Raw genomic sequence first — 26,062 nt, 5'->3', positions numbered from 1 at the left:
GTCATGGCCGACGGATTATTCCGCGGCGCGATCCCGGGGAACGCGGTCCATCTCTGCATCGATATGCAGCGGATGTTCGCCGAGGACACGCCCTGGCGGACACCGTGGATGGAGCGGGTGCTGCCGATCGTGGTCGGCCTGTGCGAACACAAGGTCGACCGGACCTGGTTCACCCGCTTCATTCCCGCCGCCACGGTCGGCGAAGGCTGGGGCACCTGGCGCGGCTACTGGGAACGCTGGCCGGACATGACGATCGAGCGGCTGGGTGCCGATAAGGTCGATCTGATTCCGGAGCTGGCGACCTTTACGCCGCCGGCCCGCGTGCTGGACAAGCGCATCTATTCGCCCTGGCCGGGCACGGGGCTCGACGAAGCGCTGCGCGCGGGCGGCGTCGATACGCTGGTCGTCACCGGGGCGGAGACCGACGTCTGCGTCCTGGCCGCCGTGCTTGGGGCGGTCGATCTCGGTTATCGGGTGATCGTCGTGACCGACGCGCTGTGCAGTTCCTCCGACGAGAGCCATGACGCTCTGCTGGACCTATACCGCAATCGCTATGGACAGCAGGTCGAGACGGCGGAGAGCGCGGAGGTGCTCGCCTCCTGGAGCTAGGCGGTGGACGCCGCCTGGCTCTCCAGCTGCTCCATGCGGCACTGGGCGGGCGCCTTGTCGGGACGGAAGCGCAACAGCTTCGTCCCGTGGCGGAAGCGGTCATCGGACACCTGGTCGAAGCCGACTTCGACCACCCGCTCGGGCCGCAAGGGCTCCCAGGCCGCAGACCGTTCGGTGGACCAGCGGCTCGGCCCGCCGGGCGCGCGGCCGCTGAAGCCTTTACCACCGCGCAGCGCTTCCAGGTCGCGGGTCAGCGCCACCTTGTCCACGCCCGCGAACCCCGACGTATGGCCGACGTGGTTGAGCTTCCCCTCGCCATCGTAGAGCCCGAGCAGAAGGGAACCGACGACGGGCGCGTCTGACGCATAGCGAAAGCCGCCGATGACGCAGTCCGCCGTGCGAGCGCGCTTAACCTTGATCATGGCTCGCTCCCCTTCGAGGTAGGGGCCGCCCTCGGTCTTGGCCACCACGCCTTCCAGCCTGCCCTCATCGAGCCAGGTCTGCGCGAGGGCCTGGTCGGTCGTACCGGGCGTGAGGGTGAGATCGGCCGACTGATGGGACTGGAGAATGGCCTCCAGTCGCCCATGTCGCTCGGACCAGGACCGGTCCCTGAGATCGGACCCGTCGACATCGACGAGCATGTCGAAGAGGGCGTAGCTCGCCGGGGTCTCACGCGAGAGACGCTGGATGCGGCTCTCCGCCGGATGCAGGCGGGCCTGCAGCACCTCGAAGGAGAAGGCGTCGCCGTCGCGCGCCAGCAGTTCGCCGTCGAGACCGAAGCGGGCTTCCGGAAGGGCGGCGAGACGATCGACCACCTCGGGAAAGAAGCGGTTCAGCGATTTTCCAGATTTGGCGATGAGCTGCACCTGACCGTTGCGCTTGAAGGCCAGACAGCGAAACCCGTCCCATTTGGGCTCGTAGACCCAGCCCGCGCCCTCGGGCAGGTCCGGCCGAGACCGGGCCTCCATGGGCCGGGCGTCGAGGTCGGTGCGCATCGGGCTCAGCCTCAACCCGGCTTCAGCACGACCTTGGTCCACTCGTTCTGGTTTTCCTTGAAGTTCTTGTAGCCCTCCGCGGCCTGCTCGAGCGGCAGGCGATGGGAGATCAGATCGGTCGTATCGATCTTGCCGTCGAGGATCAGCTGCAGCAGCTGCGGCAGGTAGTTCTGCACATGGGTCTGGCCCGTCTTCAGCGTCAGACCCTTCTCCATGAAGGCGCCGATCGGCCATTTGTCGGCGAAACCGCCGTAGACGCCGGGCACCGAGACCGTGCCGCCCTTGCGCACCGCCATGATGGTTTCCCGCAGCACGTGGGGCCGATCGGTGCCCAGGATTTTCGTCTCCTGCTTGATGGCGTCGACGATGTTGTCGGGCGAGAAGCCGTGGGCCTCCATGCCGACGGCGTCGATGCAGCTGTCGGGGCCGATGCCGGCGGTCATCTCCATCAGGGCCTCGCGCACCTTGACCTCGTGGTAGTTGAGGACCTCGGCGCCGTTCTGCTTCGCCAGTTCGAGCCGGCGCGGGTGATGATCGATGGCGATGACCCGGCCGGCGCCCTGCAGTAGGGCGCTCTTGATCGCGAAGAGGCCGACCGGACCGCAGCCCCAGATGGCGACCGTGTCGCCCGGCTGGATCTGGCAGTTCTCGGCCGCCATCCAGCCTGTCGGGAAGATGTCGGACAGGAACAGAACCCGCTCGTCCTCGATCCCGTCGGGGATCTTGATCGGACCGTAGTCGGAATAGGGCACCCGGGCGTATTCGGCCTGGCCGCCCGCGTAGCCGCCGGTCAGATGCGAATAGCCGAAGGCCCCGGGCATGGAATAGCCGTAGGCGATCTCCGACGCATCGGCCTTCTCGGCCGGATTCGAGTTATCGCAGGCGGCCGGCATCTTGTGATCGCAGAAGAAGCATTTGCCGCAGGCGATGACGAAGGGGACCACGACCCGGTCGCCGCGCTTCAGCGTCGTATTGGCGGGTCCGACTTCCTCGACGACGCCCATGAACTCATGACCCAGAATGTCGCCGTTGGACATGCCCGGGATCATGCTGTCGTAGAGGTGGAGGTCGGAGCCGCAGATGGCGGTGGCGGTGATCCTGATGATCGCATCGCGCGGATTGACGATCTGGGGGTCGGGCACGGTATCGACCTGGACGTTGTGTTTGCCGTGCCATGTGAGTGCGCGCATGGGACTCTCGCTGTTTGAATGGTGGTCGGCGTGGCCGGGATCAGAAGTGACGGCCGGCGCGGGGCGCGGCGTCGGGCGCTTTCGACGTCGAGACCTCGCCGGTCTCCATCAGCTGCTTGAACCGCCGCAGTTCTCGACGCGCCTGAACACGCGGCTCGCGTTGCATAACCTTGGCGACCACCTTGCCGACGGCGCCGGCAGGCGGGTCATAGCTGATGAAGATGCGGACCTCGGTGCCGCGACCGAAGGCGTTGTCCTTGAATTCGATCCAGCCCTCGTGGTCGACGTCGGATCCCTCGCTGGAGCGCCAGGCGATCCTCTCGCCGGGGATGTCTTCGGTGATCTCGGAGACCAGATCGATGTCGGCGCCCGCCGGCCCGGCGATAACCCACTGGGACCGGGCATCATCCAGGATCTCGACCTCCTTCACGTTCTCGGTGAAGGAAGGCAGGTTCGTGAAGTCGCGCCAGAACGCATAGAGCTCCTGGCGCGGTCGGTTGATCATGGCCGCGCGGATGCTCGAAGCGGCATGGTCGCCCTCGACATTGCCCTTGTCGATGAAGGCGGGAGAAGCGAGCTCGGCGTCGGTTGAGATCGGATCGGATGAGGACATGGGGATGCTCCGTCTGGTGGGCTATCCAATCCGTCCGACGCGGCTGCGTTCCAGCGTCGCAATACGGAACCACGGAAGAGCACACGGCTTTGTGCCGACGAAGACAACCCCGGAGACTCCCATGTCCGATGACCAACTTACGACCGCTCAAAGCGTCCGTCCGCTCGCCGTGGTGACCGGCGCCTCCAGCGGAATCGGCTACGAGCTCGCTAAGCTTCTGGCCAAGGACGGGTTCGACCTTATCGTCGCCGCCGACACGCCCTTGGCTGAGCCGAAGCAGGCGTTTGACGCCCTCGGCGCCCAAGTCGAAACTCTGCAGGCCGATCTCGCCACTGAGGACGGCGTGCAATCGCTCTACGACCTGGTCGGAGGCCGCCCGGTCGACGTCCTGGCCGCCAATGCCGGCCATGGACTTGGGCAGGGGTTTCTGGACCAGGCGTTCGACGATATCCTGCATGTCATCAACACCAACATCACCGGCACCACGCGGCTGTTGCATCTCATCGGTCGCGACATGCGCGCCCGGGGGCGGGGCCAGATCCTGCTGACCGGCTCCATTGCTGGGCTCATGCCGGGATCGTTCGCCGCCGTCTACAACGCCTCGAAAGCCTACGTGGACAGCTTCTCGTTCGCCCTGCGAAACGAACTGAAAGACAGCGGCGTAAGCGTCACCGTCCTGATGCCCGGACCGACGGATACGGAGTTCTTCCATCGCGCCGGTCTCGACGACACCGCAGTGGGTCAGTCGAAGTCGAAGATGGATCCCGCCAAGGTCGCCGAGATCGGCTATCACGCAATGAAGCGCGGTGACGGCGATGTCGTCGCCGGGCTCGGCAACAAGGTCCAAGCCGCGATCGCGGCGGTGACGCCGCAGTCGGCCCTGGCGGAAATGCATCGCAAACAGACTGAGCCCAAGGATCCGAACGGATAGATCGACCGTCGAGGATTGCGGCTCAGCAAAGGGACTCGCAGAGCCGACCCCCGCCAGCCTTGCCTGCCACTAGCGCTTTAGGATCTTGGTAACCTTGGTCACCAGTTCCGTCATGACGAACGGCTGGTTAGGACCTCCATGCCATAGCGCAGGTGACCGTTGCCGACGACCAGCGCTGACAGCTTAATCACTACCGGTCCAAGAGCGCCTACCCGGCTTTCCTTAGGCCGTGGCGGCCGCCCACGCGGCCTCAGCATCGGCGCGGAAGCGGCGAAGGGTGGGTCGGCTGATCAGATGTCGCTGGGTGTAGAAGGTGTTGTAGATCGCTGCGTGAGTGGTGAGGAAGCGCTGTGCGGAAGCCTGGCTCTTGAAGAGCTGCTGCTGTCGCTCTCGTCGTCGGATCGGCAGGTGAGAGTTCTCAGCCCGATTGTTCTCCCGTAATCGGCCAGGGCGATGGAGGCTGGCCAGCCCGAGCTCCTGCAGCGCCGCGCCGTAAGACCGCAGCCCGTCCGTGGTGATCAGCTGCGGCTCCACCGCCTGATTGCGCAGCAGGCGCCGTAGAAGCTTCAGCGCAGCGCCGGTGTCCCGCTCGCGCTGAACGACGAGGTCGAGCACTTCCCCTTCGTCGTCAACGGCGCGCCAGAGATACATTCGCTTGCCGCCGATCGAGCAGACGACCTCATCAAGGTGCCAACGAGGGGAGGGGGCTGGCCTCAGCCTTTTCAGTCGCCTCGCGATGTGGGGGCCGAACTTGATCGTCCAGCAGCGGATGGTCTCGTACGACACGTCGATCCCGCGCTGAGCGAGGAGCTCCTCTACGTCCCGGAAGCTCAGGCTGAAGCGGAAGTAGAGCCACACGGCATGCCGGATGATCTCAGCTGGGAAGCGGTGCCTCTTGAACGAGAGCGGCTTCATGAAACCCTTGCCCCATCAGGGCATTTCCGCGCCCTCAGTGGAGACAAGTTAGCGTTAGACTGACAGCACCCATTTTAAGCAGCGGTTCGATTAAGCCTGCGACGGTCGAATAGAGGTTTCAACGAGGCACTGGGTGCCGATTTCGGCCGTGGTCTTGACGCCGGTTAGGGTCATGGCCACCCGCATCTCCTTCGCGAGCAGGTCGAGCAGGTTGGCAACGCCCGATTGGCCATGTGCTGCGAGCGCATAGATGAAAGGCCGGCCCAACATCACGGCGTCGGCTCCAAGGGACAGCGCCCGAACCACGTCGAGACCATTGCGGATGCCGCTGTCGGCCAAGATCTTCAGCCGCCCCTGGACCGCCTCGGCCACCGCCGGCAAAGCGCGCGAGCTGGACAGAACGCCATCTAGCTGACGCCCGCCGTGGTTGGACACCACGATGCCGTCGGCACCAAAGGCCACTGCGTCACGGGCATCATCTGGGTCAAGGATACCTTTGATGATCATTGGGCCGTCCCAGAAATCGCGGATCCACCGGAGATCGTTCCACGAAATCGACGGATCGAAGTTCTGGCCCAGCCAGCCGATGTAGTCGGCCAGGCCGGTCGCCTTGCCGAGGAAGCGTGACACATTGCCGAGATCATGGGGCCGGCCGTGCAGACCCACATGCCACGCCCAGGTGGGGTGTGTCGCCGCCTGCCAAATCCGGCGCAGCCCCGCGTTAGGGCCGCTCATGCCCGAGTGGGCGTCACGATAGCGCGCGCCCGGGACCGGCATGTCCACGGTGAACACGAGCGTCTTCACGCCCGCGGCCTTGGCGCGCTCAAGGGAGTGCTTCATGAAGCCGCGATCACGGAGCACATAGAGCTGGAACCACATGGGCCGGTCGATGACGGGAGCCACCTCCTCAATCGCGCACACCGAGACGGTCGAGAGGGTGAAGGGGATGTTGCGCGAGGCCGCGGCCTTAGCGGCCTGAACCTCGCCGCGCCGGGCGTACATTCCCGTCAGGCCGACGGGGGCCAGCACCACCGGCATGGCCAGGGTTTCGTCGAACAGCTTGGTTTCGAGGCTGAGGCTGGAGGCGTCCTTCAGAACGCGCTGGCGCAGGGCGACGTCTCGGAAATCGGAGACATTCCGGCGCAGCGTCTCCTCCGCATAGGCTCCGCCGTCAATGTAGTGGAACAGGAACGGCGGCAGCTTGCGGCGCGCGGCTTCGCGGTAGTCGTCGGGCGAGGAAATGATCACGGCGGCGGCTACTGGAAGTTCGCGAACGCGCCGCCGTCTACCAATAGGGCGGCTCCGGACATGTAGCTGGCCATGTCGGACGCGAGGAACGCCACCACCGACGCGATGTCTTCGGGGCGGCCTAGGCGACCAAGCGGAATGCGCCCTTCCATGTATTCGCGCTTTTTGGGGTCGGCGAGATCGTCCTTATTGATGTCGGTTGCGATCGTGCCTGGAAGCACCGAGTTGCAGCGGATGCCGTGACGCCCGAGCGCCACAGCGCAGGACTGCATGAGGCTGTGAACGCCGGCTTTGGTTGGGGTGTAGTGGGTCTGCATTTCGCCGCCGACGAGGGCGGAAATCGAGCTGATGGCGACGATCGCGCCGCCTTGGCCCTGGTGAACCATCTGATTGGCCGCCGCCTGGGTCATGAAGTACGCACCGTGAAGGTTCACCTCCATGGTCCGGCGCAGCGTCTCGACCGGCATGTCAAGGAAGGCGTGGAAGGGGCAAATGCCGGCGTTGGACACGAACACGTCCAGCTTCCCAAAGCCAACGACGGCGGCCCTCACCAGCGCCACGGCGCTCGTCGGATCGGCGACATCGCCGTCCACCACCACCACTCGCCGGCCCAGCGACTCTACCTCAGCGGCGCAGCTCTCCGCCGCCTCGCTGTCGCGATAGCTGTTGATGACAACGTCAGCGCCTTGGCGGGCCGCTTCGATCGCGCAAGCCCGACCGATCCCTCGTGATGCACCCGTCACCGCGACGACCTTGTCCTTGAGCAGCATTATCCAGTCTTCTTCGCAGTCTTCTTGGGGTTCCAGCCGAGGTCTTCGCTGATCGCTTGCGCAGCCGACGTGACCACCTTGGTCAGCGACTGCATGCGCGTGTCCTTCATGTACTGGGCGGCGCTCGAGACGCTGAGCGCGGCTACGATCTGGCCATCCACGCCGCGGATCGGCGCGGCGACGCAGCGGATGCGGTCTTCATTCTCTTCAAGGTCGAAGGCGTAACCTTGAGCGGCGTACGAGCGCATGCGCTCCAGCCACACGGCGCGGCCGGGCCGAGTTTGGTCGGGATCGCCGACGTCAAAGAACGAAGCCCATTGTTCCTCGTCCATATCGAGGATCAGCGCTTTGCCGAGGCCCGTGGCGGCGATCGGATGGCGTTCGCCCACACGCGAGCCGATGGAGACGCGCCGGGTGCCCGGCACCTTGTCGAGATAGAAGGCGGTCGTACCGTCCAGCACGCCGAGATGGACGGTGTCCTCGGTTTCGGATGACAGGCGCTCTAGGTGCGGCCGGGCGATCCGCGGCAGATGCATCTGTTCGCGCGCGGCGTAACCAAGCTCGAGAAGCTTGGGGCCGAGCGAGTAGCCTTCGCGCGGGCGGAACGAGAGCAGCCGCCGCTCCACCAGCGCAGAGGCGAGGCGGTGTGTGGTGCTGCGCGTGAGATCCAGATGCTCAGAGAGTTCCGCCAGGGCTAGCGGGCCCTCGATCAGGGCGTCGATGACGTCCAGACCACGAAGCAGCGTCTGACTGCCCGTCGCGGCGCGGCCGGAGCCCTCATCGGCGTCGTCCACGTCTACATGAATGGAACGCGCTGCGGCCGCTCGCGCCATATCGACTCTCCTATGCTGAGCGAAGACCGTCATTGTAGGCTAGTCCCGCAATATGGGATAGCCATCTCAGACGTGTCCGCTGATGCGATGGAGGCCGGGCGGAAGAGGGACGGGCGCGCCTGATGGGATGCGCTCGCCGTTGATCGACGCGTCGGTCACGACGGCTGGCAGGCGCAGCTCTCCGGTGGTGTTGGGCGGCAAGGTGACCTGCATGGAGAAGGCGCTGCCGTCGGCCCGCCAGTCCGTCTTGATCCGGCCGACCACCGACTCATAGTCAGCACCCGCAAATCCCAGGCGACGATCGACAATCGGCTCGACCCGCACCGTGCGGAAGCCGGGTTCCACTGCGGCGACGCCGGCGATGCGGCGGAACAGGAAGTCGGCGATCGCACCAAAAGCGTAGTGGTTGAAGCTGTTCATCGACACGTCGCCCGCGTCGCCGTTCCAGCGCTCCCACATGGTGGTCGCGCCCTTCTCGACCATGTAACCCCAAGACGGGAACTGCCGCTGGAGGAGCAGGGTGACGGCGGTCTCCGCCTGCCCTGATTGGGCCAGCGCATCCAGAATATGCGGCGTGCCGAGGAAGCCGGTGGAGAGCTTGTCACCACGGCGGCGGATGTCCTCCACCAGGCGACGCCCGGCCTCTGCGGTCTGAGCGTCATCAAGCAAGCCGAAGCGAATCGGCAGGATGTAGCTGGTCTGGCTGGCGTTGCCGATCTCACCGTCGGCCTTCACGAAGCTCGACTGGAAGGCGGCCTTGATGGCGTCGAATAGCGCGCGGTAGCGCTGCTGGTCCTCCGACCGCCCGATCGCTTCGGCCATCTGCGCCATCATGTCGGCGCTGCGGGCCCAATAGGCCGTGCCGACCAAATCCTTCGGGGTCGTAGGGTCGCCTGGCTCGACAGCATCCACCGCCAGCCAGTCGCCATAGTCCGCGCCGCGCGCCTTGGCCCAGATGTGGGTGGGGTTCTGCGAGAGGATGAACGCCATATAGCGGTCCATGGCCTCCCAGTTCTCGCGGATGATCCCGGTGTCGCCATTCCGCGTCCAGGCGATGAAGGGCAGGACAAGGCCTGCGTCCGACCAGCCGGGCGACGTCAGTTCCAGTCCGGCGAAGAAGGGCGGAATGACATCCGGAAAACCGCCGCGCGCGGACTGCCCGTGCACGATGTCGCCCATGACCCGGGCGCTGTAAGCGCCGACGTCCATGTTGTAGGCCGCCGCGGGCCAGAAGACTTCGGCGTCGCCCATCCAGCCCAGCCGTTCGTCCCGCTGCGGACAGTCGGTGGGTAGGCCGAAGAAGTTGGAGCGCTGGCTCCAGACGGCGTTACGCCAGAACTTCTCGATCACCGGGTCGCCGACGCGGAAGACGCCGGTGATCGGCAGATCGTTGTGGCCGGCGAGGCCTTCCAGCGTGCGCTCACTTGGCCGTTGCCTCAGGCCGGTGACCTGAACATAGCGGAAGCCATGGTAGGTGAAGCGCGGGCTCCAGACCTCTTCGCCTTCGCCCTTCAGGATGTAGGTGTCGCGGGCGAAGGCGCTGCGCAGATTGGCCTGATCGACCTCGCCATCGGCGGCCAGGACTTCGGCGAAGCGCATAGTGACAACATCACCCGCTTGGCCGCGAACGCGCAGACGTGGCCAGCCGGCGAAGTTCTGACCGAAGTCAAAGACGTAGACGCCGGGCTTCGGCTCGGTGATGGCCATGGCGCGCAGCGTCTGAGTCACGCGGACGGGCTGCGCTTCCTGCGGCTCGATGGCGGCCTTTGGCGGCTCGATGGTCTCGCCGTCCAGCCACGCACTGTCGTCGAAGCCAGACGACGACCAGCCCTTGTGCTCCAGCCGAGCGTCGTAGACTTCGCCGTCGTAGATCTCAGAGGAGAGCACCGACGACGGCGCGCTCTTCCAATCGTCGCCGGTGCCGATGATGTCCTTGGAGCCGTCGTCATAGGTGACGACCAGCTGCGCCAAGGCGCGACACGGCGGCGGGCCGAAGATGAAGCGGCTGCTGGAGCTGAACTCGCTGGCGTACCACCCGTCGCCAACCCACAGGCCGAGGACGTTGTCGCCGCGCTTCACAAGCTCAGTCACGTCGTGCGCCTGGAAGAGCAGTCGCTGACTGGGATCGGTCATCTCCGGAGCGAGCATCTGGTCGCCGACGCGCTGACCGTTGATCCAGGCCTCGTAAGCGCCGAGCGCCGTTGCATAGAGGCGCGCACTGGCTATGCGCCGAGACGCTGTGAAAGCGCGGCGGTGGTGCATGGCCGGCGCGGGGGGCCAGGGGTTTCCGGCTGGCGGCCGGGCCGGAGCTGTAGCCGCGGGCCAGTCCGACGCGTCGAAAGTCTCGGCTTGCCAGCCTTCCGCAGGGGTGAGGGCCGTCTTCCAAGAGGGGCCGGCAGGCAGGCGCTCCACAGACCCGTCCGCTTTCGGCAGCCGGATCAAAGTCGTCAAAGCGGGCGCGCCGCCGAAGCCGGCTTCGCGCTTCATCGCCGCCGAGAGGACGTTGCGCCCCTGCCTGAGCGGCAGCTTGAACTCCGCCATGGTCGTTGAGCTGACCGGCTCCTCGCCCTCATGCGTCAGGGCCTGTCCGTTCAACCACACGCCTTCCAGCTTGCCGCCGGCGATGAGCAGCGTCGCCACCGTTGCCTGGTCCGCGTCCAGCTCCAGCCGATAGGCCCGAACCGCGCCGATGGGTTGGGCCTGCGCGCCGACCATCCAGTTGAGTCCCGCCAGGCGATCGGCCTTGGCCACCGGGTGTTCGCTCGCGAGCCACTGCGCCTGCCACGACGATGGCTCGGGCGCTTTCTCCCAGAAGGACGCGGCGCTGACGGCGTGCCCGCCGGCGTTGGTCCAGCATTCGACACGCCACCACACTCTTTGGCCGGCGGAAGCCTCCGGGCCTTCATACGGGACATCGAAGCTCGCATTTGAGGCAATACGCCCACTGTCCCACATCAGATCGCGTGATCGGCGCAGGTCCCGTTCTGACGCCGCGACGGTGATCCGGTAAGCCGCCTGCGCGTCCTGGCCAGGGCCCGCGTACTTCCATGAGAAGCGCGGTTGCCGCGCCAGGGAGAGCGGGCCGACCAGCCCGCACACTTTCAGATCGACGACGCTGGGCCGAGCGGCGGCAGTCGCTGGCGATCCTGACACGGCGGCTGCGCCGACGCCGAGGCCCGACAGCTTGATTAGGGTACGGCGATCCATGGCTTTTCCTGTCCCGTGAGCGGGTGTTGTGTCCCCACTTCCAATATGTGGCAATGTAGTCTAACAATCGGGACAACGCCAAGAGCGACGTTAAGCCGCCTTCGGAAACGCCAACCACAGCCCACCGCGTAGAAGCGGCCGCGGGCCTCAGGACAATGGCCCTTAAGGGTCGGAGGGGAAACTCTATGAACCGTTTCAAGAGCAGTGTGCTCGCGACCGTCAGCGCCGGCGCGATCCTGTGCGTGGCCTCGGCCAGCTGGGCGCAAACCGCTGATGATACGACGACGGTGGACGACATCATCGTCACCGCCACCAAGCAGGCCTCAAACGTCCAGGACGTGCCGGTCACCGTCAACGTCGTCCAAGGCGAGCAGCTTGAAGAGCAGGTCATCTTGAAATTCGAAGACGTCGCGACCCTGACGCCCGGTCTGTCGCTGACGAACCGCGACGGCCGGCAACAGCAGGCCTCGGTCCGCGGCGTGGCCGCAGACCTCGACGCTGGCTCGACGTCGACCGTCGACATCTACTTCAACGAGACCGTTCTGGACGCCGCCACGGCCTTCCAGTCGATCTACGACATTGGCCAGATCGAAGTGGTTCGGGGCCCGCAAGGCACGCTGCGCGGCCGGGCCTCGCCGTCGGGCGCGATCTTGATCACCACGCGCCGTCCCAGCTTCTCGGGCCTGGATGGCTTTGTCAGCGCCACGGCCACAGACAATGGCGTGCAGAACTATCAAGCCGCCATCGGTGCTCCCGTCAGCGACACCTTGGCCTTCCGTTTGGCCGCCCTTTACGATGAAGGCGACGACACTGGCGTGCGCGGCCTCACCAATGGCCGCGAGGCCGGCCATGAGACCTGGAGCGCGCGCGGCAGCGTCGCCTGGCGTCCGACCGACGCTCTGGATGTCGATCTCGTGTACCAAAAGATGGAAAGCGATACCGACGCCTACTTCGCTGTTTACGGCAATGGCGCTTACGGCGACTACGACATCTTCGATCGCGTGAACTTCCAGGACGGTCCGACGACCTTCTACAACGCCTCGGACATCGCCACCCTGACGTCGTCCTATGACCTGGGTTCGGACTTCAGCCTGAACTACATCGGCGGCTTCCAGGACACCCAGTTCGATACCCTGCGCGACCTGGACATCGGCAACGCCATCCCGTTCTTCCAGTACAATCAGGACATCCGGATCGGGAATCAGAACTGGTCGCACGAGCTGCGCTTCCAACGCAGCGGACCGCACTTCTGGACCTATATGGTCGGGGCCTACTATTCGACGAGCGACACGGACGTCTTGGTCGACATCCCGATCGCTGCGCTTGTCCAGACGAGTGACATTCAGGGGCGCAACTTCGGCATCTTCACAAACCACGCCTTCCAGCTGACCGAAAACGATCTGGTGCAGGTGGGCCTTCGGTATTCAGAGACGAAGAGCGAGAGCGAGACCAACAGCAGCCTGGCGGGCATCTCCAATGCCGAAAGCCAGTATGACGCGGTGACTGGCAGCGCGAGCTACCAGCACGACTTCAGCGAAGATCTGATGGGCTACGTGTCCTACGGCCGCGGCTACCGTCCCGGTGGTCGCGCAGAGGACGCCACCGCGCCCTATCTGCCCGAAGAGCTGAAGCTCTATGACGCGGAAGAGTCTGACTCGATTGAGGTCGGCTTGAAGAGCCAGCTGTTCGACCGCCGCCTGACGCTAAACGCGACGGTCTATAATCAGACCTTCAAGAACTTCATCGGCCGGCTGAACGGCATCGCATGCACCGGCGCGCCGGGCACGAGCGCCCCCGGGGGCCTCGGTTACGCCACGGCCGACGGCACCGCCAACGGCATCGATTGCAACGCCAACTTCACCTTCAACGGTGACGGCATCAGCCGCGGCGTGGAGCTCGAAGCGCGCGGCCGCATCACCGATTACTGGACCGCGACGTTCAACGCCGCTTACACGGACGCCCACTTCGACGACGCGGAAATCCCCTGCAACGACTTCAATGGGGACGGCACGCCGGACATCGACGGGCCGAAGCGTGTCCAGGGCGGCAAGTACGTCAGCACCTGCAGGTCCAGCGGCTCGCTGGGTGCTCTGCCGGAGTGGTCCTTCTCGATCGCCTCGGAATACACTCAGCCGATCGGCCGCTTCGAAGGCTTCGTGCGCGGCCTGGTCAACTACAGCGGCGACGTGACGACCCTCAACACCGGCTACACGGCGGACGCCTACACCCTGGCCAACCTCTTCATCGGCTTCCGCGACCCGGACGCCGGCTGGGAGGTCACGGCCTTCGCCAAGAACCTCTTCGACCACCAGCAGCAGCTGACCGAGGAGGGCTCGGCGTCTCTCTTCGGCGTGCCTTCGCCGTATCGCTTCGGCACCGTCAGCCAGCCACGCGAGATCGGCGTGACCTTGCGCTACGCCTTCGGTCGCTGACCGGTCTGGGCCCGGCCAAAAGGCCGGGCCCAGTGTCTTTGTGCAGAGTGGATGATCGCATGACCCGTATCGCTGGACTGCTGGCCGGTGTCGTCTTGTTCGCCTTGAGCGGTCAGGTTCAGGCGCAGGAGTGGATCACCCAATCGCAGGCTCCGACCGACGCGCAGGCGCGCCAATCGGTCACGCTCCAGTTCCGTCGCGAGATTGACCTGCCGCGCGTTCCTGCATCGCTGCAGGTCAACGTCACGGCGGACAACCGCTTCATTCTCTACGTCAATGGTCAGCGGCTCGGCGCAGGGCCCGCGCGCGGCGATCTGGGCCACTGGCGTTACGAGACCTTGGACCTCGCGCCCTATCTGCGGGTCGGCCGCAACGTCGTCGCCGCGGAAGTCTGGAACGACGGCCGGAACCGGCCGGCGGCCCAGGTCTCGGACCGGACTGGTTTCCGGCTCGAAACCGTCGATCGCGCGCTGGCGTCGCTGCTGGACACCGGACCGGCTTGGCGGGTGCGTGTCGATCCCAGCCGCTCGACCGCGCCTGGCATGAGCCAACTGCTTCGCGCCGTCGGGCCCACCTATTACGTGTCTGGGGCTCCCGAAACGCACGACGCCTCCAAGGTGCTGTCCGGCTGGAATCTGGGCGCGGAGAGCGGCGACTGGACGACGGCGACCCCAGCGGTCGCGGCGGACCAATCGGCTCCCTGGACCTTGATGGCCGACCCTCTGCCCCAAATGCGGTATGACCGGCTGCCGCCCGCACGCATCGTCCGCGCGACGGGCGTCACGGCTGAGGAAACCCTCGAAGGGCCGGTGGTGATACCGGCCAACACAGCGGCGTCCCTCCTGCTTGATCTCGGCCGCGTCGCCGCCGTCTACCCGCAACTCACGACATCGAATGGCGCAGGCGCGAAGATCGAAGCCACTTATACCGAGGCGCTCTATGACAGCGAGCGTAAGCGGCTTCACGACCGGGCTGCGGTGGGCGATGGACGGGCGCTTGGCCTCACAGACACCTTCCTGCCCGCCGGCGGTCAGCAGCAGATCTTCCGGTCGCTGTGGTGGCGCGCGGGGCGCTTTATTGAGCTGAAAATCCACACGGCCGATGAGCCTCTCACGCTGAATGGCTTCGACGCCTTCGAGACGGGCTTCCCGTTCGAGCAGAAGGCGCGCTTCGAAAGCGACGATCCCGAGCTGAACACGATTTGGCGCATCGGCTGGAACACCATCCAGTTCGATGCGCACGAAACCTACATGGACACCGCCTACTGGGAGCAGCTCCAGTATATCGGCGACACCCGCATCCAGGCGGTGGTCTCCTACGACGTGTCAGGCGACGCCCGGCTGGCCGACCAGGCTCTGCGTGCTTTTGATCAGTCCCGCGTGGTCGACGGCTTGCCGCAGGCCGCGTGGCCTTCCAGCACGACAAACTCCATCCCGCCGTTCGCCCTCCTCTGGGTCGGCATGCTGCACGATCACTGGATGATGCAGGCTGACACCCGCGTCGTGCGAGATTCGCTTCCGGGGGCACGCGCCGTCCTTGACTGGTACGCGCCTTACGTGGGTTCGACCGGCCTCGTGCGGCAGACGCCGGGCTGGCTCTTCATCGATTGGCGGCCGGGTCTCAGCGAGCAGCCTCGGCGCACCGATGCTCCCAAGCCAGACTCCTGCATCATAAGCCTGCTTTACCTCGGCGCTCTGAAGCAGAGCGCGGAACTGGAGCATGCGCTTGGCGATGCCGCGCGTGCGGAGGACGACGCCTCCAAGGCCGAGGCGACGCGCCAGGCTATTCAAACCCAATGTTGGGATCCGGCCCGAGGGCTGTACGCTGACACGCCTGACAAGACGGCCTTCAGCCAGCACGCCAATGTGCTCGCGGTGCTGTATGACGTCGCGCCGCAGGCCGAGCAGCAGGCTATCCTGGATCGCGTGATGACCGCGTCAGGCATCGACGCGCCGGACGGCATCACGGGGACCACCTACTATTTCTCGTTCTATCTGGTGCGCGCCCTTGAGCATGCGGGCCTCGCTGATCGCTACCTGCCGGTGCTCCAGACCTGGCGCGACCTGCTGCGTCAGAACTTCACCACGTGGCCGGAGAACCCCGATCCCAGCCGGTCCGACAGCCACGCCTGGAGCGCCCATCCGACGAGCGACCTTTTGGGCATCGTGGCGGGCGTCCGCCCGGACGCGCCCGGCTATGCGCGGGTCAGGGTCGCTCCGCACCTTGGCGAGCTGAAACACCTCGACGCCGCCACCGCACACCCGGCGGGGCTGATTGAGACGCGCTATGAGCGGGACGGCCGCCGCCTGCGCGCGGACATCACCTTGCCGCGCGGCGTGACGGGCGTGTTCGAGTGGAAGGGTCAGGAACGCCCGCTGCGCTCCGGACGCAACCGCATCCGCCTGAGGGAGTAGGAGGCGCGCGGCTGGGCCGCGCGCCTTGCCGCCTTATCGCGGCTGACCGGCCACGGTGAACTCGGCATGGCCTTGCGCGGCCGAGCTCGAGCCGACCCAGACATCGAAGACGCCCGGGTCGATCACCCAGGATCGGGTGCCCGCGTTCCAGTAACGGACGGCGGCCTCGTCCAGGGAGAACCGCACGGTACGGGTCTCGCCGGGGCGCAGCGACACGCGCTCAAAGCCCTTGAGTTCGCGCACCGGCCGGGAGGCGCGACCGGAGCGCTGGTGGACGTAGAGCTGCACCACCTCGTCGCCCGCGCGCTCGCCCGTATTGCGGACGGTCACGCTGACCGTCGCCGCCGAGGACGGACCGACCTCGCCGGCAACGGTCGGCTCCGAGATGTCGAATGAGGTGTAGCTCAGGCCGTAGCCGAACTCGTAGAGCGGCGTAGAGGGCTCATCCCAGTACCGCTCGTCCTGATCGTTCGGGGCCTGGGTAGTGTTGTGGCCGTAATAGATGGGCACTTGGCCGACCGAGCGCGGCCAGGTCACCGGCAGCTTGCCGCCGGGATTGGCGTCGCCAAACAATGCGGCCGCCACGGCCGCACCACCGCGCGTGCCCGGATACCAGGCCTCGAGAATGGCAGGGACGCGGTCGACGATGCCGGTCAGATCCAGGGGGCGGCCGTTCTGGAGGACGAGGACGACGGGCTTGCCCGTTTGCAAGATGGCGTCGAGTAGACGGCGCTGGTCGCCCGGCAGCGTCAGGTCCGACCGGGACGCCTTCTCGCCGCTCATTTCCTGGCTCTCGCCCAAGGCCATGATGACCACATCCGCCTGCCGGGCCATAGCGACAGCGCGATCGAACTCGGCTTCGGCGCGGCCGGCCTCCCAAGGCTTGGCGGAGGGGCGAATGGCGGCGAACGGCGACGCAAAGCGACGCTGGAGATCCACGCCTGGCGCTGTCTCGACCGTGGCGCGTGATCCGAGCCGATCCCGGACGCCTTCGAAGACGGATACCGTCTCTTCTAGGTCGAACTTGAAGGCCCAAGGGCCGAGCGTATCGTTGGGGGCGTCAGCCAAGGGGCCGATGACCGCTACCCGCTGCTGCGCTCCGGCGGTCAGCGGCAGGACGCCGCCTTCGTTGCGGAGCAGAACCAAGGACTGGGCGGCCGCATGCTCGGCCTCTTGCCGATGCTGCGGCGACGCCAACACCCGCGCTGCGTCCGCTTCATCGACGTAGGGCCGCTCGAACAGTCCCATGCGGATCTTGGCGATGAGGATGCGCCGAACAGATTGATTGAGCGTCGCTTCGGACAGGCGTCCATCCCGTACGGCGGCGGCCAATTCGGCGAAGGCTCCGCGCCCGATCGACATCTCCATGTCGTTGCCGGCGCTGACGGCGCGAACAGCCGTGTCAGACCGGCTCGCGGCGAAGTCCTGCACCTCCTGGCTCTTCACGGCGTTAGCGTCGGAGACGACCCATCCCTGGAAGCCCAGCTCGCCGCGCAGCAGGTCGTTGAGCAACCAGCTATTGCCGGAGGCCGGGATGTCGTTGAGGTCCATGTAGGCACTCATGACATTGCCTGCGCCTGCCTGGATGGCCGCGCGGAACGGCGGCAGGTAGGTGTTGTAGATCTCGGCGTCGGACAGGTAGACGCCGTCGTAGTCGCGGCCGCCGTCCGGTGCGCCATAGCCGAGGAAATGCTTCGGTCCCGCGATGATGTGGCCCTCAGCACCAAGGTGGCTCCCCTGGAAGCCGCGCACCTGGGCTGCGCCCATCGCCGCTCCGAGATAGGGGTCTTCGCCCGCCCCTTCGACGATCCGGCCCCAGCGTGGATCCCGGGCGATGTCGAGCATGGGCGCGAACGTCCAGTGGATGCCGACTGAACGGGCTTCAGCCGCGGCGACCGCTTGCGCGCGCTCGGCCGAGGCCGGGTCGAAGGACGCCGCCATCGCCAGCGGGACGGGGAAGATTGTGCGGAAGCCGTGGATGACGTCGTAGCCGAACAGCAGCGGGACCTTAAGCCGCGTCTCTTCGACCGCGATGCGCTGCATCCGGTTGATGACGGCCGGATCGGTTACGAAGAGCAGCGAGCCGATCTGGCCGCCGCGGATCTGGTTCTCGAAGTTCGCATTGGGCGCGAACATGAACTGCTGGCTCAGCTGGCCCGCCTTTTCCTCGATCGTCATCTGGGCGATCAGGGCGTCGGCGCGGCGACCGGCCTCCTGTTCCGAGATCGCTGTAGCGGAGGGGGGAGCCGCCACGGCCGAGGCGGCCGTCGACGCCGACGCCGACGCCGACGCCGCTCCCAACAAGATTGCGGCGCAGACGCCAGCCAAGAGATGCGTGCGCATAGAGATGCCTCCCACGTTTTGCCGGGACGCTAATGGTCCGTTATGTGGGATGCAATCTCACTTTTCTGCCAGATCGACGCATCTCGCCTTGAATTGACCGCAGGACCATGCGGAATGAGCGGCAGGGAACAACCCAGGAAACGCGTTCAGGAACCGACCATGAAATTCGCTCCCATCTTCGCCGCGCTCGCGCTGACCACGATCGGCGCATCCGCGGCCTTCGCCCAGACGCCGGCTCCGGCCCCGGCCGCGCAGGCTGCGGCGGTCTCGGTTGAGACCACGCCGATCGACGAACTGCTGCAAAACCCGGCGGCCATGGAGATTGTCTACCGCCACTTCCCTGACATGAAGGGTCAGGAAGACCAGTTGGCCATGGCTGGCTCCATGACGCTGCGCGATGTTCAAGCCTATGCGGCCGACACCTTCACCGACGACAAGCTGGCTGCGCTGGACGCCGACCTGAAGGCTATGGGCCACTAACCCAACCCAGCGACGACTGTTGAAAAGGGGCGCGAGAGCGCCCCTTTTTTGTTGCGCGCCGCGCTTTGCGGTTGACCACTTAAATCCCACAAATGTATCACGTGTCCTAGATTGTGGAATTTGAGCGCGAGCCAATCGCGCCACCGCAGGGGAAACGGCATGGGCTTTCAGAGGATCAAGGCGGTTCGCGCGTTCGTCGTTCGGGGCGGCGGCGCGGACTATCACGACCAATCGGATGGCCATTGGATCGACGACCACATCGCCACGCCGATGTCGAAGTATCCCGAGTACCGTCAAAGCCGCCGTAGCTTCGGCATCAATGTGCTGGGCACGCTTGTGGTGGAGATCGAGGCCGAGAACGGCGTCGTAGGCTTTGCGGTGACCACCGGCGGCGAGCCTGCCGCCTTCATCGTCGAGCATCATCTGTCCCGCTTCCTCGAAGGTCGGGACCCGTCCGAGGTCGAGAAGATCTGGGACCAGATGTACTTCTCCACCCAGTACTATGGCCGCAAGGGGCTGGTCGTGAACGCCATCTCCGGCGTGGATCTGGCGCTCTGGGATCTGCTGGGCCGCCTTCGGCAAGAGCCCGTCTTCGCCATGCTGGGCGGGGCGGTCCGCAACGAGCTTCAGTTTTACGCCACCGGTGCGCGGCCGGATAAGGCCAAGGAGCTCGGCTTCATCGGCGGCAAGATGCCTTTGCACCACGGCCCGGCTGAGGGCGAGGAAGGTCTGAAGAAAAACCTCGCCGAGCTGGAAGCCATGCGGAACGCCTGCGGTGACGACTTCTGGCTCATGTTCGACTGCTGGATGGCGTTGGACCTGAACTACGCCACGCGACTGGCGCACGCGGCGCATGAGCATGGTCTGAAGTGGATAGAAGAGGCGCTCAGCCCTGACGACTACTGGGGCTACCAGGCGCTCAAGAAGAATGCGCCGAAAGGCATGCTAGTCACCACCGGCGAGCACGAAGCGACCCGCTGGGGCTTCCGTATGCTGCTGGAGATGGAATGCTGCGACATCATCCAGCCCGACGTCGGCTGGTGCGGCGGCGTCACCGAGCTGATCAAGATCTCGGACCTGGCCGACGCCAAGGGCGTCCTGATGATCCCGCACGGATCATCGGTCTACAGCTACCACTTCGTCGTCACGCGCCATAACAGCCCGTTCGCTGAGTTCCTGATGATGGCTCCGGGCGCGGATGAAGTCGTGCCGATGTTCCATCCGCAGCTGATCGGCGAACCCGTGCCGGTGAACGGCAAGCTGAAGGTGCCAGACACGCCCGGCTTCGGCGTCGAGCTCAATCGCGACATCGCCCTTCTTCGACCATACGCGCGCTAGGTCCTTCTAATGAAACTGCTCCGCTTCGGCCCCAAAGGTCAGGAAAAGCCGGGACTGCTGGACGCCGAGGGCAAGGTCCGCGACCTGTCCGCCCATGTCCCCGACATCACGCCCAATCTCCTCCCCGGAGATAGCCTTGCGCGCCTCGCCGCCATCGACCCGGCCAGCCTTCCGCTGGTTGACGGCGATGTACGGCTTGGCGCGCCCCTTTCCGGGATCCGCAAATTCCTGGCGATCGGACTGAACTACGCCGATCACGCAGCGGAATCGAACCTGCCGATCCCGAGCGAGCCGATCCTCTTCACTAAGGCGACGTCCTGCCTGAACGGCCCGAACGATCCGGTGATGATCCCGCGCGGATCACAGAAGTCGGACTGGGAGGTCGAGCTCGGCGTCGTGATCGGCAAGACCGCCCGCTACGTCACCGAGGAGGCCGCGCTCGACCACGTGGCCGGCTATCTGCTCGTCAACGACGTCTCCGAGCGCGCCTTCCAGAAGGAAAAGGGCACCCAGTGGGACAAGGGCAAGGGCTGCGACACCTTCGGCCCGATTGGACCCTGGCTGGTGACCGCCGATGAGGTTGGCGACCCGCAGGACCTCGACATGTGGTTGGACCTGAATGGCCAGCGCATGCAGACCGGCAACACGCGCACCATGATCTTCAACGTGCGCCAGCTGATCAGCTACGTCAGCGAGTTCATCACCCTTGAGCCCGGCGACATCCTGACCACCGGCACGCCGCCGGGGGTCGGCGAAGGCAAGTCGCCGCAGGTGTTCCTCAAGCCCGGCGACGTCATGACGCTCGGCATCCAAAAACTCGGACAGCAACGCCAGGACGTCATCGCCTGGACTCAGGATGGCGTAGCGTGAGCGTATTCAGTCAGCGTTTCGAGGGCCGCACCGCAATCGTCACCGGTGGCGCGTCGGGCCTCGGTAGGGCGGCGGCCGCGCGGATCGTGGCCGAAGGCGGCCGGGTCGCCATCTGGGATCTGAATCCTGATGCGTTGGCGCAGGCTGCTGAAGCCGTCGGCGCGCATCATGCGGTGGCGCTGGACGTCTCGGATCAATCGGCGGTCGAAGAGGCGGCGCGCGAGTCCAACGCCGTCCTTGGCCGGACCGACATCCTGATCGCTTCGGCCGGCATCACCGGTGCGACATCGCCGGTTCACCAGTTTCCGGCCGACAGCTGGCGGCGAGTGATCGACATCAATCTGAACGGCGTCTTCTACTGCTGCCGGGCGGTGGTGCCCTTCATGCTGGCTAACGGCTACGGGCGGATCGTGAACGTCGCCTCGGTCGCCGGCAAAGAAGGTAATCCGAACGCAAGCGCCTATTCAGCATCCAAAGCGGGCGTGATCGGCCTGACCAAGTCGCTTGGCAAAGAGCTCGCCGGCCAGGGCGTCATCGCCAATGCTCTGACGCCCGCGACCTTCGAAAGCCCCATCCTCGAGCAGCTCCCGCAGAGCCAGGTTGATTACATGCGCTCGAAGATCCCCATGGGACGTCTCGGCGAAGTCTCGGAAAGCGCCGCCATGGTCTGTTTCATGGCGTCCGAAGAGTGCAGCTTCACCACCGCGTCCGTCTTCGACACCTCGGGCGGTCGCACGACCTACTGACCGATGGCGGAGAAGGGCCAGCTCATGCCGCTCACAAGACCGGGCTCATCCATGCTTTGCCGGACGCTGGCCGCGTCCGCGTGTCTTCTTCTGAGCGCACCGGGCGCAGGCCTGGCGCAAAGCCCGTCGCAGGGTCGGCCCGATCTGCCCCCGATTGCGCGCGACGACTTCCTTGAAACGCGCACCTACGATCTCTCGCCAGCGGGTCAAGCCGCTACGGCGACCCTCACCGTCTTCCCGCCTCAGAACGGTCACGCCAGCCGCGCCGCTGTCGTCGTCGCACCCGGCGGTGCGTACATCGGTTTGGCGGCCAATCTCGAAGGCCGGCAAGTCGCTGACTGGTTCGCCGCGCGGGGTGTCACGGCCTTCGTGCTCCGCTACCGCCACGGTGGTGCAGCCCCGCTGCCGGTTCCGATCGAGGATGGCGAGCGCGCCGTGCGCTTCGTCAGGGCCAATGCTGCGGCCCTTGGCGTCGATGCGGATCGGATCGGCATGATCGGCTTCTCCGCCGGCGGCCATCTCGCCGCCATGACGACCGCCCTGTCCGATAACGGCGCGCCGACCTCGAGCGATCCAGTCGAACGCGTCTCCAGCCGGCCAGACTTCCTGGTGCTCGGCTATCCGTGGCTTGAGGCCACGACAGTCGATGTAGCGGGCCATTCGGAATACTGCCGCTTCGCCGGGTTCGCCCGATGGTCCTGCCGGCCCGAGGACTACGCGGCCGTCACGCCCTTGCCGGCCCTGACGACCAAGGCTCCCGCGACTTTCATTTATCACACCACCGACGATGGTCTCGTGCCGGTGATGGGCTCCGTTCATCTCTACACCGCAATGCATGAGGCGGGCGTTGACGTCGAAATGCACCTTTTCGCTCACGGCGCTCACGGCACCGGACTGGGGGGCGGGGATCCTGCCCTTCAGCTCTGGCCACAGGCGCTGGACGCCTGGCTGCGCGCGCGAGGCTATCTCGACAAGCCGCCGGCGGGCCGCTGACGATGACCCTTCGCATCGTCGATCCGCACGTCCATTTCTGGGACCTCTCGCGCGCTCGCTACAGCTGGCTGCAGGACGAGCCCCTGCCGAACAACCCGGCCGGCGACATGAGCGGCATCGCGCATCGCAACTACCTGCCCGGCGACTACAGCGCCGACGCAGGAAGGTGGCGGATCGACAAGATCGTCCATATCGAATGCGGCTTGCCGATCGGCGAGCAACTGGCCGAGACCGACTGGCTTCAAGCGCTCGCCGACGACGGCGGCGCGCCGCAGGGCATCGTCGCGGGCGCGAACCTCCTCGATCCAGTCCTTGAGGCTCTGCTGGAAGCCCACGCCGGGCGGCCCAACGTTCGAGGCATACGCGAGATCGTCTGCTGGCACAGCAATGCCAAGAAGACGTACCGGCCGGAAGACCCTTTGCAGAACCCGGCGTGGACCGCCGGCCTGTCCCTCCTAGCGCGGCATGGTCTGTCGTTCGATCTGCAGCTTTACCCATCGCAGATGGCGAGCGCGGCGATCGTGGCCGCCCGCAATCCCAATGTGGCGATGATCGTCAACCACGCCGGTCTGCCAACAGATCGCAACCCGGCCGGCATGCAGACGTGGCGCAACGGACTGCGCCTTCTGGCGACCCAGCCTCAGGTATCGATCAAGATTTCTGGGCTCGGCATCACCGACCGGTCTTGGACCGCCGAATCCATTCGCCCGATCGTTCTTGAGTGCATCGACGTGTTCGGGACCGATCGCGCCATGTTCGCCTCGGACTTCCCTGTTGAGCGCGCGCACGGGTCTTTCGAAGCCTTCTACGCGGCCTTCGACGCCATCACCGCCGACTTCAGCGAGGGCGAACGACGCAAGCTGTTCGCCGAGAACGCCGAGGCGATCTACCGCATCTGACCAACCATCCGCCAAAGCCGTGCACAGACCGGCAAGGCCCAAGAGGAGCCCAGGGAATGAGTATCGAAACGGACGCCGCCCACACGCCGGGCGGCCTCGACAAGCCCGGCGGATCGCTGCGCGGTCCGCTCGCCTTCGCGATCGCCTGCTTTCTGATCTGGGGGCTGGCCTATGGCCTGCTCGACGTCCTGAACAAGCACTTCCAGGAGACGCTCTCGATCAGTCAGGCGGACAGCGCCTGGCTGCAGATCGCCTACTTCGGGGCCTATCTGCTGATCAGCATTCCGGCTGGCATGCTGCTGCACGCGCGGGGCTACAAGTTCGGCATCGTCTCGGGCCTGATCCTGACCGCAATCGGCGCGCTGCTCTTCATACCGGCCGCCGGCGTCGGTCAGTTCATGCCCTTTGTCGGCTCGATGTTCATCCTCGCTGCGGGCCTGTGCGTGCTTGAGACGTCGGCCGACACCTACGTCAATGTGCTGGGCGATCCGGCCAAGGCCTCTCAGCGGCTGAACCTGGCGCAGTCGTTTAACGCGCTCGGCGTCTTCTTCGGTCCGCTCATCGGCGGCGCGGTCTTCTTCAGCCCAACCACCACCGAAGCTCTGGGTGGAGCGACGCGATCGATCCAGGTGGTCTACGGCTTGATCGCGGTCGCCGTCATCCTGTTCGCTCTGGCGGTTTGGAAGGCCCGTCTGCCGGAGACCGGTCTTGCCGATCACGGCGAGAGCTCGGTCGACGGCCAGCCCGCACGCTCGCTCTCCAGGCAGCCGCATTTCATCGCGGGCGTGGTGACGCAGGCGCTCTACATCGGCGCTCAGGTCGGCATCGGCGCGTACTTCATCAATCTCGTCACGCACAACTGGACGGGTCTGACGAGCCAGCAGGGGGCGTTCATGCTGTCCCTGGCCGCCATCGGCTATCTGGTCGGCCGGTTCGCGGCGACTGCGCTGCTGCTGCGTGTTCGCCCGCGTGCGCTTTTGACGACCTATGGCCTCATCAATGTCGTCCTGACCCTCATCGTCGCGGCAGGCATCGAGAAGGTCTCGCCGGTCGCCCTGATCGCCGTCTTCTTCTTCATGTCGACCATGTTCGCGACCATCTTCGCCCTTGGCACCACCGGCCTGGGCGCGGGCACCAAGAAGGCGTCGTCACTGATGGTCATGGCGATCGGCGGCGGCGTGCTGCTGCCGTGGCCGATGGGCAAGATCGCGGATCTCTACGGCGCGAACATCGCCTTCCTGCTGCCGGCGGCCTGCTTCGTGGTCGTCGCCTGGTATGGCTGGAAAGGCGCGGGGCTCGGCCGCCGATGACCGATCCGGCGCGGTCTCCCCGCCGCGTGCTGTTAGTCGAGCGTAACCAGGACCTCGCGACGTTCGCTCGAACCAGTCTGGCGACGCCTGAGTGGGCAGTGGACGTCAAGGCCGGGGCCGCGACCGCAGTCGCTTCGGCGGGCCATGACTTGGTGATCGTGGGCCAGGTCGACGCATCGAGCGAGGACGACGACGTCATCACGGCGCTGCGCCGTCACGCACGTTGTCCGCTCATCCCGCTATTCCGGCCTTCGCTTTGGAAGAGCCGGGCGGCGGTCGGACTGCGCGCATCTGGCCCCTTTTTGCTCGCCATGGCGGACTGCCGCTCCCGCATCGACCAGCACCTCCGTCACGCCTTAATGCCGGCCGGGATGGGCCTGGATTGGGGCGGCTTTCAGATCACCCTGAAGGCCGACCTGTTCGAGTATGAGGGTTCGCCTCTGGACCTGACTGAGGTGCAGAGCGCCATCGCCTCCACCCTTATGCGGTCGGCCGGCGAGATCATCCCGAAGGCGGTGCTCCAGGCTCAAATCTTTGGCACGAAGCCCGCTGCCCCGACCAATGTGCTTGAGGTGCATATCAGCCGACTTCGCACGAAGCTCCGCGCGGCGAAGACCGACATCGCGATCGAGCATGTTCGCGGCCAAGGCTACGTCCTCTTCTGGCACCCGCCGCTCTCTAAGACACCGCTGCCTCAACCGGAGCCCTATCTGCTAGTCGAGGGCGCTCGGGTCCGCTTTCCCGAGCTGCCGGGCTGAAGGACGGCTGGAGCGCAACAAGGAGGCTCAAGCCAAGAGGCGGACGTCTTGAACGTCGGCAATGGGTGGTTAGCGGAAGTTAAGCGCGGTAGCGTGCCGCTTGACGCTAATACTGTCGACCAATGGAGGAGGGAGCTAGATGCGCGTATCCCGATGGCTAACGCGTGG

The 26,062-nt window shown here is 65.7% G+C and carries 21 protein-coding genes; 12 read left to right on the top strand and 9 right to left on the bottom strand.

Annotated elements, in window-relative coordinates; all coding sequences use genetic code 11:
- The first annotated feature begins 3 nt into the window (after positions 1–3).
- Positions 4–609, top strand: coding sequence for a cysteine hydrolase family protein (locus ASG17_RS12725; RefSeq protein WP_056104490.1), 606 nt, complete (start codon positions 4–6; stop codon positions 607–609).
- On the opposite strand, the gene ASG17_RS12720 is transcribed toward ASG17_RS12725, so the two are convergent.
- Genes ASG17_RS12720 through ASG17_RS12710 form a run of 3 tightly spaced genes read right to left on the bottom strand, consistent with a single transcriptional unit; the run spans position 606 to position 3,407 of the window.
- Entirely contained in the window at positions 606–1,604 is a 999-nt protein-coding gene (locus ASG17_RS12720) for an ATP-dependent DNA ligase (protein ID WP_056104489.1), read from the bottom strand. The two genes, ASG17_RS12725 and ASG17_RS12720, sit on opposite strands and share 4 nt — an antisense overlap.
- A gap of 11 nt (positions 1,605–1,615) precedes the next feature.
- Positions 1,616–2,794 carry a zinc-dependent alcohol dehydrogenase gene (locus tag ASG17_RS12715; protein WP_056104485.1) on the bottom strand — a complete coding sequence of 393 codons (1,179 nt, stop codon included), beginning with the start codon at positions 2,792–2,794 and terminating at the stop codon, positions 1,616–1,618.
- 40 nt (positions 2,795–2,834) lie between these two features.
- Positions 2,835–3,407 carry an SRPBCC family protein gene (locus ASG17_RS12710; protein WP_056104482.1) on the bottom strand — a complete coding sequence of 191 codons (573 nt, stop codon included), beginning with the start codon at positions 3,405–3,407 and terminating at the stop codon, positions 2,835–2,837.
- Between the two features lie 4 nt (positions 3,408–3,411).
- Here ASG17_RS12710 and ASG17_RS12705 point away from each other — a divergent pair, with 4 nt between their 5' ends.
- The gene (locus tag ASG17_RS12705; RefSeq protein WP_200935085.1) at positions 3,412–4,338 is read left to right on the top strand and encodes an SDR family oxidoreductase; all 927 of its coding nucleotides are present in this window, start codon (positions 3,412–3,414) and stop codon (positions 4,336–4,338) included.
- A gap of 222 nt (positions 4,339–4,560) precedes the next feature.
- Here ASG17_RS12705 and ASG17_RS12700 read toward each other — a convergent pair whose 3' ends face one another.
- From ASG17_RS12700 to ASG17_RS12680, 5 genes are all read right to left on the bottom strand, one after another.
- Positions 4,561–5,253, bottom strand: a complete 693-nt coding sequence (locus ASG17_RS12700; protein WP_056104477.1) for an IS6 family transposase — start codon at positions 5,251–5,253, stop codon at positions 4,561–4,563.
- Between the two features lie 90 nt (positions 5,254–5,343).
- Positions 5,344–6,501 (bottom strand): FMN-dependent L-lactate dehydrogenase LldD, encoded by a 1,158-nt coding sequence (gene lldD, locus ASG17_RS12695; RefSeq protein WP_056104473.1) that lies wholly within the window; start codon positions 6,499–6,501, stop codon positions 5,344–5,346.
- Between the two features lie 8 nt (positions 6,502–6,509).
- Positions 6,510–7,271, bottom strand: coding sequence for an SDR family NAD(P)-dependent oxidoreductase (locus ASG17_RS12690; protein WP_156367863.1), 762 nt, complete (start codon positions 7,269–7,271; stop codon positions 6,510–6,512).
- Complete coding sequence (locus ASG17_RS12685; protein ID WP_056104469.1) at positions 7,271–8,104, bottom strand: IclR family transcriptional regulator; 834 nt, start codon at positions 8,102–8,104, stop codon at positions 7,271–7,273. Before ASG17_RS12685 ends, ASG17_RS12690 begins: the two co-directional genes overlap by 1 nt.
- Positions 8,105–8,170: 66 nt before the next feature.
- A complete protein-coding gene (locus tag ASG17_RS12680) occupies positions 8,171–11,311 on the bottom strand; it encodes an alpha-L-rhamnosidase (RefSeq protein WP_056104466.1) in 3,141 nt (1,046 codons plus the stop codon).
- Positions 11,312–11,496: 185 nt separating this feature from the next.
- Between ASG17_RS12680 and ASG17_RS12675 the strand changes: the two genes are divergently transcribed.
- Together ASG17_RS12675 and ASG17_RS12670 are read left to right on the top strand one after the other, a co-directional pair.
- Positions 11,497–13,743, top strand: a complete 2,247-nt coding sequence (locus tag ASG17_RS12675; protein ID WP_056104463.1) for a TonB-dependent receptor — start codon at positions 11,497–11,499, stop codon at positions 13,741–13,743.
- Between the two features lie 59 nt (positions 13,744–13,802).
- Positions 13,803–16,157, top strand: coding sequence for an alpha-L-rhamnosidase C-terminal domain-containing protein (locus ASG17_RS12670; RefSeq protein WP_156367862.1), 2,355 nt, complete (start codon positions 13,803–13,805; stop codon positions 16,155–16,157).
- 33 nt (positions 16,158–16,190) lie between these two features.
- On the opposite strand, the gene bglX is transcribed toward ASG17_RS12670, so the two are convergent.
- Entirely contained in the window at positions 16,191–18,500 is a 2,310-nt protein-coding gene (gene bglX / locus ASG17_RS12665; protein ID WP_082496278.1) for a beta-glucosidase BglX, read from the bottom strand.
- A 159-nt stretch (positions 18,501–18,659) separates the two neighbouring features.
- Between bglX and ASG17_RS12660 the strand changes: the two genes are divergently transcribed.
- The 8 genes from ASG17_RS12660 (at position 18,660) to ASG17_RS12625 (ending at position 25,894) form a co-directional block, all read left to right on the top strand.
- A complete protein-coding gene (locus tag ASG17_RS12660) occupies positions 18,660–18,980 on the top strand; it encodes a hypothetical protein (RefSeq protein WP_056104458.1) in 321 nt (106 codons plus the stop codon).
- A gap of 159 nt (positions 18,981–19,139) precedes the next feature.
- Positions 19,140–20,318, top strand: coding sequence for an L-rhamnonate dehydratase (gene rhmD, locus ASG17_RS12655; RefSeq protein ID WP_056104454.1), 1,179 nt, complete (start codon positions 19,140–19,142; stop codon positions 20,316–20,318).
- Positions 20,319–20,327: 9 nt separating this feature from the next.
- Positions 20,328–21,188: a fumarylacetoacetate hydrolase family protein gene (locus tag ASG17_RS12650; RefSeq protein ID WP_056104451.1), complete on the top strand. Its 861-nt coding sequence runs from the start codon at positions 20,328–20,330 to the stop codon at positions 21,186–21,188.
- A complete protein-coding gene (locus ASG17_RS12645) occupies positions 21,185–21,934 on the top strand; it encodes an SDR family NAD(P)-dependent oxidoreductase (RefSeq protein WP_056104447.1) in 750 nt (249 codons plus the stop codon). The genes ASG17_RS12650 and ASG17_RS12645 overlap by 4 nt, the downstream gene beginning before the upstream one ends.
- A gap of 3 nt (positions 21,935–21,937) precedes the next feature.
- Positions 21,938–22,927 carry an alpha/beta hydrolase gene (locus tag ASG17_RS12640; protein WP_082496277.1) on the top strand — a complete coding sequence of 330 codons (990 nt, stop codon included), beginning with the start codon at positions 21,938–21,940 and terminating at the stop codon, positions 22,925–22,927.
- A gap of 2 nt (positions 22,928–22,929) precedes the next feature.
- A complete protein-coding gene (locus ASG17_RS12635) occupies positions 22,930–23,826 on the top strand; it encodes an amidohydrolase (protein ID WP_056104441.1) in 897 nt (298 codons plus the stop codon).
- A gap of 56 nt (positions 23,827–23,882) precedes the next feature.
- Positions 23,883–25,136: a sugar MFS transporter gene (locus ASG17_RS12630; protein WP_056104439.1), complete on the top strand. Its 1,254-nt coding sequence runs from the start codon at positions 23,883–23,885 to the stop codon at positions 25,134–25,136.
- A complete protein-coding gene (locus ASG17_RS12625) occupies positions 25,133–25,894 on the top strand; it encodes a winged helix-turn-helix domain-containing protein (protein WP_056104436.1) in 762 nt (253 codons plus the stop codon). The genes ASG17_RS12630 and ASG17_RS12625 overlap by 4 nt, the downstream gene beginning before the upstream one ends.
- Positions 25,895–26,062 lie beyond the last annotated feature (168 nt).

Origin of the sequence: Brevundimonas sp. Leaf363, from assembly GCF_001424025.1 — a bacterium.
Lineage (GTDB): Bacteria > Pseudomonadota > Alphaproteobacteria > Caulobacterales > Caulobacteraceae > Brevundimonas.
This window is presented reverse-complemented; position numbering and strand designations above follow the sequence as displayed.